This is a genomic window from Patiriisocius hiemis (assembly GCF_031846325.1).
Taxonomy (GTDB): domain Bacteria; phylum Bacteroidota; class Bacteroidia; order Flavobacteriales; family Flavobacteriaceae; genus Patiriisocius_A; species Patiriisocius_A hiemis.
Window position 1 is genome coordinate 760,905 of sequence record NZ_JAVRHZ010000001.1, and the last position, 12,182, is coordinate 773,086.

12 protein-coding genes are annotated in these 12,182 nt (G+C 33.1%); 5 read left to right on the forward strand and 7 right to left on the reverse strand.

The genetic code is table 11. The annotated features are described in order from the left end of the window. Positions 1-27 precede the first annotated feature (27 nt). The 3 genes from RM538_RS03620 to RM538_RS03630 are packed head-to-tail and all read left to right on the forward strand — an operon-like array spanning position 28 to position 3,170. A complete protein-coding gene (locus RM538_RS03620) occupies positions 28-1,053 on the forward strand; it encodes a transporter (RefSeq protein ID WP_311332030.1) in 1,026 nt (341 codons plus the stop codon). Between the two features lie 12 nt (positions 1,054-1,065). Then, complete coding sequence (locus RM538_RS03625) at positions 1,066-2,187, forward strand: GNAT family N-acetyltransferase (RefSeq protein WP_311332031.1); 1,122 nt, start codon at positions 1,066-1,068, stop codon at positions 2,185-2,187. Positions 2,188-2,222: 35 nt separating this feature from the next. Then, positions 2,223-3,170, forward strand: a complete 948-nt coding sequence (locus RM538_RS03630) for a transglutaminase domain-containing protein (protein ID WP_311332032.1) — start codon at positions 2,223-2,225, stop codon at positions 3,168-3,170. A 49-nt stretch (positions 3,171-3,219) separates the two neighbouring features. Here RM538_RS03630 and capB read toward each other — a convergent pair whose 3' ends face one another. From capB to RM538_RS03645, 3 genes are all read right to left on the reverse strand, one after another. Continuing rightward, positions 3,220-4,479 (reverse strand): cysteate-C-fatty acyltransferase, encoded by a 1,260-nt coding sequence (gene capB / locus RM538_RS03635; protein ID WP_311332033.1) that lies wholly within the window; start codon positions 4,477-4,479, stop codon positions 3,220-3,222. A 134-nt stretch (positions 4,480-4,613) separates the two neighbouring features. Next, a complete protein-coding gene (gene capA, locus RM538_RS03640; RefSeq protein WP_311332034.1) occupies positions 4,614-5,651 on the reverse strand; it encodes a cysteate synthase in 1,038 nt (345 codons plus the stop codon). Positions 5,652-5,723: 72 nt separating this feature from the next. Next, positions 5,724-7,859, reverse strand: coding sequence for a S9 family peptidase (locus RM538_RS03645; RefSeq protein WP_311332035.1), 2,136 nt, complete (start codon positions 7,857-7,859; stop codon positions 5,724-5,726). Between the two features lie 66 nt (positions 7,860-7,925). Here RM538_RS03645 and RM538_RS03650 point away from each other — a divergent pair, with 66 nt between their 5' ends. Next, positions 7,926-8,249, forward strand: a complete 324-nt coding sequence (locus RM538_RS03650) for a YbaB/EbfC family nucleoid-associated protein (RefSeq protein WP_311332036.1) — start codon at positions 7,926-7,928, stop codon at positions 8,247-8,249. A gap of 5 nt (positions 8,250-8,254) precedes the next feature. Here the strand turns inward: RM538_RS03650 and RM538_RS03655 are convergent, their stop codons facing one another. Beyond that, positions 8,255-8,722, reverse strand: a complete 468-nt coding sequence (locus RM538_RS03655) for a thioredoxin family protein (protein ID WP_311332037.1) — start codon at positions 8,720-8,722, stop codon at positions 8,255-8,257. A gap of 121 nt (positions 8,723-8,843) precedes the next feature. After that, complete coding sequence (locus RM538_RS03660; RefSeq protein ID WP_311332038.1) at positions 8,844-9,947, reverse strand: OmpA family protein; 1,104 nt, start codon at positions 9,945-9,947, stop codon at positions 8,844-8,846. 215 nt (positions 9,948-10,162) lie between these two features. On the opposite strand from RM538_RS03660, the gene RM538_RS03665 reads away from it, so the two are divergent. Next, on the forward strand, positions 10,163-10,483 hold the full coding sequence (locus tag RM538_RS03665) for a YegP family protein (protein WP_311332039.1): 321 nt from the start codon (positions 10,163-10,165) through the stop codon (positions 10,481-10,483). Between the two features lie 51 nt (positions 10,484-10,534). Here the strand turns inward: RM538_RS03665 and RM538_RS03670 are convergent, their stop codons facing one another. Then, entirely contained in the window at positions 10,535-11,554 is a 1,020-nt protein-coding gene (locus tag RM538_RS03670) for a threonine aldolase family protein (RefSeq protein WP_311332040.1), read from the reverse strand. Between the two features lie 4 nt (positions 11,555-11,558). Then, a complete protein-coding gene (locus RM538_RS03675) occupies positions 11,559-12,179 on the reverse strand; it encodes a hypothetical protein (protein WP_311332041.1) in 621 nt (206 codons plus the stop codon). Between the last annotated feature and the right edge of the window lie 3 nt (positions 12,180-12,182).

Consider the following 12,182-nt stretch of genomic DNA (forward strand, 5'->3'; position numbering starts at 1 on the left):
TATATCTTTGAACGAAACCAAAAAAACATGAAGAACCTTCAAAGTCTGTTTACGGTACTAGCACTATTAGTAGTTACAACTTCTTTTTCACAATATACAGAAGAGCTCAATTCTAATAGGCCAGGAAGATCTCAAGGAGCATTTTCGGTAGGTAAAAATGTATTACAGTTTGAGACTGGTTTTGGAATAGGTAGTGAAGAGCATAGATTATTAAATACTGAAACAGACGCGTGGTTTATAGACTACTCTGCTAGATATGGCTTTTTTAAAGAAGAATTAGAAGTTAGCCTTATAGGGTCTTTTCAATCAAACTCTGTAATAAGTTCAAATGGAGTAAGCACCTTTGAGACAAACACAAGTAACTTTAGAAGCAACACGCTTGGCGCAAAATATTTAATCTATGACCCATATAGAAAAAGACAGCTAGAAGGTCCTAACCTATTAAGCTGGAAAAAAAACAATAGAATACAATGGGAGGATTTAATTCCAGCAGTATCTGTTTATGCGGGTGCTAACTTCGACTTTATTCAAAACCCCGAAGGTTTATTTACCAATAATACAACACCAAGAGTTGAAGAAATTTCGATTAGTCCAAAGTTTGTAGTAGCAACACAAAACAACTTTCTTGGAGGATTTGTTTTTGTTACCAACATTATTGTAGATAGAATTACAACAGACTATCCTTCTTATGGCTATATAGTAACCTTAACACATACGCCCACAGATTGGTTTTCAGTTTTTGTTGAAAATCAAGGATTTAAAAGTGATTTTTATGCAGATCAAATCTTTAGAGGTGGTGTTGCTATATTAATTACTGAAGATTTTCATGTAGACGGTTCTATTTTACTGAATTTTAAAGATACACCTAGTAGAACCTACGGTCGTATAGGATTAGCATACAGATTTGATATGCATGACCAAGACGAATATATTGAAGAAAAAGGAAAAGCTGGTCGAGATAAAAGAAGAGAAGAAAAAAACAAAGGCAAAAGAAAAAAGAGAAAAGATGGTTTTGAAAATGATGGAGAAGGTGGTGATAATGGGGGTTTATAGTAGATTAAGCGTATGATAAATATTACACAACTAACAACCAAACAAGAGCTTAAGGAGTTTGTAACTTTTCCGTTTAAGCTATACAAAGACTCAAAATTTTGGGTTCCTCCTCTTATTAAAGATGAAATAGAAACACTAGATAAGGAAAAAAATCCTGTATTTAAAAATGCAGACGCTTATTACTTTTTAGCCAAAAAAGATGGCAAGACAGCGGGTAGAATTGCAGTTATTATTAACCATCTTGAAATAAATGAGATTGGTAAAAAGAAAGTTCGATTTGGTTGGTTTGATGTTATAGATGACATAGAGGTTACAAAAGCACTTCTTGAAAAGGTATTTGAAATAGGAAGAGAACATAGCCTAGAGTATGCTGAGGGTCCTGTAGGCTTCTCTAATATGGAAAAAGCTGGAATTCTTACCAAAGGATTTGACGAAATGAATACTATGATTACATGGTATCATTATCCATACTATGCAAAGCATTTTGAAGAATTAGGCTACGAAAAACAAGCCACTTGGGTCGAGTTTAAATTAAAAATACCAGAAGAAGCTTTTGAGAAAGTAAAGAAGTTTTCAAGAATAATAAGAGAACGTTACAACTTAACGGTTATTAGGTTTAAGAATAAAAAAGAAATTTTACCTTATGTGGACGAGATGTTTGGGCTTCTTAATAACACTTACAATTCGCTACAAACATTTGTTCCTATACAGCAATATCAAATAGATTACTATAAAGAAAAGTATTTTAGCTTTATACATCCAGATTACATAACCTGTATACGTGATAAAGAAGGGAAATTAATTGCATTTTCTGTTGTGATGCCTTCTTTTTCAAAAGCACTTAAAAAGGCAAATGGAAAATTATTTCCAACGGGTTGGTTTCATATTTTACAAGCACAAAAAAAGAACGAAAAAGCAGCGTTTTATTTAATTGGTATAGACCCAGAGTATCAAGGAAAAGGGGTTACAGCAATTATTTTTGAAGAAATGCAAAAGCTTTTTAACGCAAAAGGTATTCATACCGTAGAAACAAACCCAGAGTTAATTGAAAATACAGCTGTACAAGCTCTTTGGAAAGATTACAGCCCTGTGCAACACAAAGAGCGTAGCACTTATAAAAAATCGCTAGATTAATACTAAAATAGCATGATTTTTGTTTTTAAATAACTATGAATAAGTTATTTTTCTATTTGGCACTTGTAACAGTAAGTATTTCAGGTGCACAAGACTATCAAAAAGTAGATGCTATTGTACTACAATATCCTTCAAAATTTAGCAGTACTGAAAAGCTTTCAGAAAAGATAGCAACCAATTTCTCTACTGAAGAAGATAGAGTGCGAGCTATCTATGTTTGGATTACCAATAATATTGCCTATAGTTTTTCTGAAAGAAATAGAATATCAAACAGTATTCGCTTTTCTACTGAAGCAGAACGCCTTCAAAAACTAAGAGAACGACAAAAATTACAAGCTGAGCGAACACTATCTACAAATGCTGCCATTTGTCATGGCTATAGTACCCTTTTTAAAGAGCTCTGTGACCAATTAGGAATACAATCAAGTATTATCTCTGGTTACTCAAGAAATAGTATTGAAGAAATTGGTAAAAAAAACGACAACTCAAACCATGCTTGGAATAAAGTAACTATTAATGGAGTACAATACCTAGTTGATACTACATGGGGCGCTGGCTCTTTTAGTAGCAGGGAGTTTATAAAAGACCCAACAGATTTTTATTACAAAACACCTCCAGAAGTGTTAATAAACATACATCATCCTCAAAAAAAGGAAGATGCATTACTTAGTGATATGATGTCACGAAGAGACTATGAAGTTAGTGTATTACAATTTGGTAGTGAGGCACCCAATCATATTATAATTTCACCTAAAAATGGGATTCTTTCTTCTAAAGATAATAAAGAAACAAGGTTTACATTTAACTCCAAAGAACCTATTGACTGGATAGGGTATAGCTTAAATAATGATGCTAAAACTGTAAAAGATATTTCAATAAGCGATAACAAAGTTAGTTTTGCTATTAACCTATACCAACAAGCAAATAAAGAGCTTATTATTTTTATAAACGGAAAGGCAGTTTGTGGCTATATAGTAAAATAAAAAAACCTCTCAAAAAGAGAGGTTTTAGATCTATAAATTAGAAATTTGCTTACTCTCCCATTGCCGCAGCAACAGAAGCAGATAATCTTTTATAAGTTCCGTTTTCTAAACGCTCTCTAATCGCAGAAAAAGCCTCTAGAGTTTCCTCAATATCTTGCATAGTATGAGAAGCGGTAGGAATCATACGTAGTAATATTAATCCTTTAGGAATAACCGGATACACTACTATAGAACAGAAAATGCCGTGATTTTCACGTAAGTCTTTTACTAACGCCATTGCTTCTGGAATAGAACCTTTAAGATAAACGGGGGTTACACAACTCTGAGTTGTACCTAAATCAAACCCTCTTTTTCTAAGCCCTCCTTGTAATGCATTTACATTCTCCCAAAGTTTGTCTTTAAACTTCGTACTAGAACGCATCATATCAAGTCGTTTTAATGCTCCCTCAACCAATTGCATTTGCAATGATTTTGCAAACATTTGCGAACGTAAATTATATTTTAGATAGGTAATAATTTCATTATCGGCAGCTATAAAAGCACCTGTACTTGCCATAGACTTTGCAAAGGTTGCAAAATAAACATCAATATCATCTTGTACTCCTTGCTCTTCTCCTGCTCCAGCTCCTGTTTTTCCTAAAGTACCAAAACCGTGTGCATCATCTACAAACAGTCTAAAGTTGTATTTCTTTTTAAGGGCTACAATTTCTTTAAGCTTTCCTTGTTCACCACGCATTCCAAAAACACCTTCAGAAATTAATAAGATTCCTCCGCCAGTTTTTTCAGCAACTTTCTCGGCACGTATTAAGTTCTTCTCAATACTATCCATGTCATTGTGCTTATAGGTAAAGCGTTGCCCTAAATGTAATCTTACACCATCTATGATACATGCATGTGCATCTACATCATACACAATTACATCATCTTTAGAAACAAGAGCATCTATGGTAGATACCATTCCTTGATAACCAAAGTTTAAAAGGTAGGCCGCTTCTTTAGATACAAAAGCAGCTAGTTCTTTTTGTAATTGTTCGTGCAAGTCCGTATGGCCACTCATCATTCGAGCACCCATTGGGTATGCAGACCCATATTTTGCAGCAGCTTCTGCATCAGTTTTTCTAACTTCCGGGTGGTTAGCCAAACCTAAATAATCATTGATACTCCAAGTAACTACTTCTTTCCCTTGAAATTTCATACGGTTTGATATAGGTCCTTCCAGTTTTGGAAACACAAAATATCCTTCTGCTACTTCTGCCCATTTCCCTAGAGGCCCTTTGTCTTTATATATCTTATCAAATAAATCTTTCATCAATACTCAATTATTTAGTGACCGCAAAATTAAATAAAATTAGTAGGATGACAATGGTTTTTATAGGTAGTTCTGTTAAAAAATAAAACCCTACCAAATGATTGATAGGGTTTTAAAAATTTTATTATAAAAGCTTATTTTATATATTGGATTGATTCCACTTCGTGTCTTGATGAATCAAAAAAGCCTTGTTTTTCCATCCAATCGTTGCTATATATCTTACTCATATACCTAGAACCATGGTCAGGGAAAATTACAACTATATTGCTTGTAGTATCAAAAACACCATCTTCTTCAAGTTGTTTTAATCCTTGCATTGCTGCGCCACTTGTGTAACCAACAAATAAACCTTCTGTTTTAGCTAGCTCTCTTGCAGTATGTGCGCTATCTTCATCTGTGACTTTTATAAAAGCATCAATAGCATCAAAGTCTGTTGCAGTAGGAATTAAGTTTTTTCCAAGTCCTTCAATTCTGTAAGGATAAATTTCGTCACTATCAAACTCTCTAGTTTGATGGTATTTCTGAATTACAGAACCATACGCATCTATACCTATTACTTTTATATTTGGGTTTTGTTCCTTTAAAAAACGAGCAGTTCCTGAAATTGTTCCTCCGGTACCGCTACAAGCAACTAAATGTGTAATTTGACCATTAGTTTGGTTCCAAATTTCTGGTCCTGTTGTATTGTAGTGTGCTTCTATATTAAGTTCATTAAAGTACTGATTAATATAAACAGAATCTTTAATCTCTGAATGTAAACGCTTGGCAACTTCATAATAAGACCTTGGATCATCTGCTTTTACGTGTGCAGGACAAACATAAACCTTAGCTCCCATTGTTTTAAGCATGTCTATCTTATCTGAAGATGACTTTGAGCTTACTGCCAATATACACTCATATCCTTTTAAGATACTAACCATCGCTATACTAAAACCAGTATTTCCACTTGTAGTTTCAATAATGGTATCACCAGGTTTAAGTATTCCTTTCTTTTCGGCTTGTTCTATTATGTAGAGTGCTATTCTATCTTTTGAAGAATGTCCCGGGTTAAAAGCTTCAATCTTAGCAAAGTAATTACCTTTCATAGATGCGGTAATATTAGATAACTTTACTAATGGAGTATCTCCTATTAAACTTAAAACACTATCGTGAGCATTAATGCTTTTTTTCATATAAAGAGTTTTATTTTAGAACTGAAAAATATTCAGTCAAAAAACGTGGCAAAGTTACATTAAAAAAATTAATTACTCTTTTATCCCTTCCAAATCAAAGATAAAAGCATAATCCATAGCGACTTCCTTTAGGGCTTCAAATCTTCCTGAAGCGCCACCGTGACCTGCTTCCATATTGGTGTGGAATAGTAATAGGTTTTCATCTGTCTTTAATTCTCTAAGCTTTGCTACCCACTTTGCAGGCTCCCAATATTGTACTTGAGAATCGTGATATCCAGTTGTTACAAACATATTTGGATAGTTTTTTGATTCTACATTATCATAAGGAGAATACGATTTAATGTAATTATAGTATTCTGGATCGTTTGGGTTGCCCCATTCATCATATTCACCTGTAGTTAGAGGAATACTATCATCCAGCATAGTAGTAATAACATCTACAAATGGAACAGCTGCAATAATACCATTGTATAATTCTGGAGCCATATTAGACACAGCACCCATTAACAAACCTCCTGCAGAACCTCCAGAAGCGTATAAATGATCGCTAGAAGTATAGCCTTCTTCGATTAAATATTTAGAAGCATCTATAAAATCTGTAAATGTGTTTTTCTTCTTAAGGAGTTTTCCATCTTCATACCATTTTCTTCCTAAATACTCACCTCCTCTTACATGAGTAATGGCATAGATAAAACCTCTATCTAGCAGGCTTAAACGTACTGTAGAGAAATAAGGGTCTATGGTTGAGCCATAAGATCCGTATGCATATTGAAATAGAGGGTTACTCCCATCTAATTTTATTCCTTTTCTGTAAACCAAAGAAATTGGAATTTTAGTTCCATCTGTTGCAGTTGCCCAAACACGTTTAGACTCATAATTATTTTTATCAAACTCTCCCCCCAGTACCTCAACTTCTTTTTTAACCTTCTTCTCCTTTGTTTCCATATTAAAATCTATCACAGAAGCTGGTGTAGTTAGCCCATTATAGCCATATCTAAGCACTTTGGTATCAAACTCTATATTTTGTGTTGTGTATGCTGTGTATGTTTCACTATCAAAAGGAAGGTAATAGTCTTGTGTTTTGTCCCAACTCATAATATGGATTTTATTTAATCCATTATTACGTTCACTCACAACTAAATATTCTTTAAAAATATCAACATCTTCGAGTAAAACATCATCTCTATGCGCAATAACTTCAGTCCAATTTTCTTTTGAAGTTTTAGATTGCGGAGTTTTCATTAGTTTAAAGTTAGTAGCCTCATCTTTGTTGGTTACGATGTAAAAGTCATTTCCGAAGTGAGAAATAGTATACTCTAAGCCTCTTTCTCTTTTCTGAAAAACTGAAAATTCACCATCTGGGGTGTCTGCATCTAAAACCTGAAATTCATTAGACAAAGTACTATAGGAACCAATTACTAAAAACTTTCTAGATTTTGTTTTGTAAACATAGGTTCCAAAAGTTTCATCTTCTTCAGTAAAAATCAATGCATCATTCTCTGGATTCTCCCCTCTTTTGTGTTTGAAAATTTGATTAGAGCGTAATGTTTGCTCATCTTTTCTTGTATAAAACAAGGTTTTATTATCATTAGCCCAAGTAGAACCTCCCGTTGTGGTTGCAATACTTTGCGGAAGTACTTCTCCAGTTTCTAAGTTTTTAATGTAGATAGTATATTTTCTTCTACTTACAGTATCTACGCCATACGCTACCCATTTATTATCTGGGCTAACATTAATACCATTTAAATTGTAAAAAGAATGACCTTCTGCCATTTCATTAACATTAAACAAGATTTCTTCCTTAGCATCAAGACTTTCCTTTTTTCTTGTATAAATAGGGTAGTCTTTTCCTGTTTCATAACGAGTTATGTAATAATATCCATTGTAGAAATAGGGTACAGAGCTATCGTCTTCCTTAATTCTACTTTTCATTTCTTCAAATAAATCCTTCTGAAAATTAGTAGTATGAGCTGTCATTTTCTCATAGTAGTCATTTTCTCGTTCTAAATAATCTATTACTTCTGGATTTTCTTTTTCATTTAACCAATAGTAATTATCTACCCTTACATCTCCATGTTTTTCAAGGTTTTTAGCAATTTTTTCAGCTAAAGGAGGTTGTATATTCATATTTTTCTTTGAAGTTTCTTTTTGTTTGCAAGAGGCTGCAAAAATAAGTGTTAACATAGAAACAAAAAGTATATTTTTCATTTTAAAACTATTGATTTATAAAGATGCAAAATACTAAATTTGCACCTAATACTTAAAATTTAATATATGTTTGGAGATATAATGGGAATGATGGGTAAATTAAAAGAAACCCAAGCTAAGGTTGAAGAAACCAAAAAAAGATTAGATACTGTTTTAATTGATGAGGAAAGTAACGACGGACTTATAAAAATAACAGTTACTGCAAATAGGGAAATTAAGTCTATAGCTATAGATAATACTTTGCTTGAAGATAAAGAGCAATTAGAAGATTATTTAATAATTAATCTAAACAAAGCAATAGAAAAGGCAACAAAAGTAAATGAAACTGAAATAGCAGCAGTTGCAAAAGAAGGTATGCCAAATATCCCTGGAATGGATATGTTTAAATAGTCTATCTATTTTACTTTTCCAGAATATTTATTAATAAAGGCAAAGTGATTACTTGTATCTCTAAGTGAACTGTATCCAGAGATATTATCTAATATTTTACCTTTTGGATTTAAAACCATTAAGTTGGGAAAGGTTTTTGTTTTGTTGTACTCTGCAACTATCCCTTTATTATATTCCAATTGTTCCTCAGTAAGGATGTCTACCCTACGTGGGTAATCTATCATTACCATTACAAAAGCTGATGATTTTTCTACAAAGGCAGAAGATTCAAAAAAATCTTTTTTAAGCATTTTACAAGGTGAACACCAATCACTTCCTGTAAAATATAAAAGAATTGGTTTGTTTTCCTTTTTTGCAAACTGCTTTGCTTCTTTTAAGTTATTTAGCCAGTTTAAAGAAGATGCCTCTTCTTGAGCAGTGACAACTGAGTTACTTACAAGGAGAACAATAAGAATAGCAATAAAACGATTCATAGGGCTTAGAATTTATTTTATTTCAACATTATTTATGCCAAAGATGGTAAAAAAAAAAGAATTCCCAAATCTGGGAATTCTTTTGTAACCTAATCACGTTTGATGGTTGTGTTAACGTATATTAGTTATTTATTAATCTGAATTCAGTTCTACGATTAGCTCTGTGCTCACGTTCTGTACATGAAACTCCATCTGAACATCTGTTCTTTAATCTATTTTCACCATATCCATTAGCAACTAATAGACTTGGGTTAATTCCTTTAGATTGTAAGTATCTTACTACAGCTTGTGCTCTTCTTTCAGATAAATCTTGGTTAGAAGTACTACTTCCTCTAGAATCTGTGTGAGAAGCAATTTCTAATTTAACTCCTGGGTTTTGAGCTAATACTGGCATTAAACGCGTATCGATCAAGTTTTTAGCCTGTGCAGTTAAAGTTGCACTTCCTAAGTTCCAGTTTATAGGTAATGCTTGGTACTCAACAAGAGCACACTCCACTTCTCTCCAAGTAGTTAAACCACCTTTAGTTTTTAAAACTTCTTTAGTTACTGTTTTATACTCTGCAGGAACAGTTTCTTCAATCACTTCTGCATCTTTAACCATTACAGTTTTTGTAATGTTTGCATACTCAGCAGGAATTTCTTCCTCAACTACTCTAGCTGGCTCAGAAACAACTCTTTTAGTATATGTTCCCATTTGCTCTTGAGTAGATGAACGATTTGCAGTTGCATCATTAGCAAGACGAGTAACGCTTACAGTAGTAAATTCTGCAGGGTATCCTTTATAACACCAGTAACGACAATCGTCTGGGTTACTAGATGCACAGTCTGGCGCTGGAGCACCCAACTCCCATTGAGCATACGCTGGTTTAATTTCAATTGTTTCACTATCACTACTAAAACTTGCAGGAGACACACTTAAAGTAGATCCAGCTTGTTTTTTTACATACGTAATAGTCTCAGTACCCCACTTTTCTGGGATAACTCTTAATTTCTTTCCAGGAGCTTTAACCATAACACGCTCTGTTCTTGTCTCATACTGAGCAGGAACGGTTCTTAAGCGCTTATAAGCTGGTTTTGTTTGAATCTGTACTGTTTCATTTACATACACGTCTGGTGTTGTACAACGTACATAACATTTTCCTGGTTCTGGGTTGGTAGGTAAATCTTGAGAAAAAGCAACAGAAGCTACTAAAAAAGAAATACCAAAGAGGATAGTTTTTTTCATGTTAATGGATTTATGTGTTTAAGTTTCTACAAATTACGAATTTTTAATTAAGAAAACTTTAACTAAAATATTGTTTTTCGATTATGGAATATTAAATTACGACAAAGTGCCTAATTTCTCTATTAAAACACTTATTCAATAAGTTTTAAATATGGTTTTTTTTTTCGATATTTATACTTTATAAGAATGCAAGTCAAACCTTTAAAACCTCAACTATGTTTGAATTAAAGAAAAGTGGTGATAAATATCATTTCGTATTAAAAGCTGGAAACGGACAAGTGATTTTGTCTAGCCAAATGTATGCATCTAAGTCTGGTGCTATGAACGGAATTGAGTCTGTTCAAAAAAATTGTGGAGATGACAACTGTTTTGAAAGAAAAACAGCTAAAAATGGTAAATTTCATTTCAATATTAAGTCAACAAACGGTCAAATTATTGGAAGTAGCCAAATGTACGCTGCTGAAAGTGGAATGAACAATGGAATTGAGTCTGTTAAAACAAATGCTCCAAAAGCAGAAGTTAAAGAAGTAGAATAAATTCTAGATATCAAAACATAAAAAAAGCGCTCTTTTTGAGCGCTTTTTTTATTAATATGAACTTAACTTTTCAAGAAAACAGGAATGCATTTCGTTGTTATAATCTAGATGTGTTACAACTCGTAACTTACCATTACCCATGTTGCTTAGTCTGATATTTTGAGTTTCGAAGTCATTTATGAATTTGTCTTCGTTAATACCCTTTTTAAGGTAAAAGATTACAATGTTTGTTTCTACTGGTTCAACACTTTCAATATACGATTGCTTACCTAAATGTACTCCAATTTCCTTTGCTTTTTTATGATCTTCATCCAATCGGTCTAAATGATTGTCTAATGCATAGATACCAGCTGCCGCCATAAAACCTACTTGACGCATTCCGCCTCCTAAAATTTTTCTAACTCTAATGGCATTTTCCATTAGGTGTTTTTTTCCTATTAAAACAGTTCCTAAGGGTGTTCCTAACCCTTTACTTAGGCAAACCGAAATAGTATCACAAATTGCTCCGTAATCCCCAGGATTCTCATTTTTTGCTACTATGGCATTCATTAATCTTGCACCATCAAGATGTAATCCCAATTTATTAGCATTGCATACGGTTCTAATCTTTTTTATTTCTTCAAAATCATAACAGGCACCCCCTCCTTTATTAGTTGTATTCTCAATACAAACTAAAGAAGTTAACGGACTGTGGTAAAAGTCTGGAGGGTTAATATTAGCCTCAACTTGTTTTGCAGTTATCATTCCTCTTGTGCCATCTACTAACTTGCATGAAACACCACTATTAAAAGAAACACCGCCTCCTTCATAATTATATACGTGTGCCCATTTATCACAAATAAGTTGTTCTCCAGGATGGGTGTGTAATTTAATTGCTGCTTGATTTGCCATACTCCCCGTTGGAAAAAATAAAGCATCATCCATACCGAACATTTCGGCTAACTTTCTTTCTAACTCATTTACAGTTGGGTCTTCTTTATAAACATCATCTCCAGTTTTTGCAGTAAGGATAGCATCAAGCATACCCTTGGTTGGTTTTGTAACCGTATCGCTTCTTAAATCAATATGCATTATTCTATTTTTGTCTTCTTAGCTTAGATTGGTTTTTGGTTATAATAGTATCTAACATTTTATCCAATTTTACTATGGTAAGTTCATTGTTGCTCTTATAGTGTATATTCTCTTGACTTGCATCATTAGTTAAATCAAACAAATCATATTGTATTGAAATGGGAGTTTCTGGGTCACTAAAGCTAAAGGCTCGTTTACATGGATGTATTTCTGTTCTTTGTGTTGGCCCATCACTTTCTTGTGCAGTTTCATAGTTTTTGACCTTGCTACTTTTTATTGAATTCCAATTTGATGAAATAAAATTCCAAAGAGATCTATCCTCTAGTTCAACCGAATAAAAAAGACCACAGTTATCTATTTTTTTCATCATGATAGTATCTTCTTCTTCCCAGAAAAAATAGGTTTCAATATAGGTTCCTTTTGTGGCACACATTCTACCTTCAGCAAGTTGAATTATCTCGATTGAACCACTACAAAATCGTTGTGTATAGAAGTAGGTATTAATATCTCGATCTTCTAAGGATTGACTAAATTTTTCAATTTCGGAAGCAACATAGGCTTCATCTCTCTGTGCACTTAAAGTTATAGTGCTTACCAAAAGTAATAGAACTAGTATTTTTTTCATGAT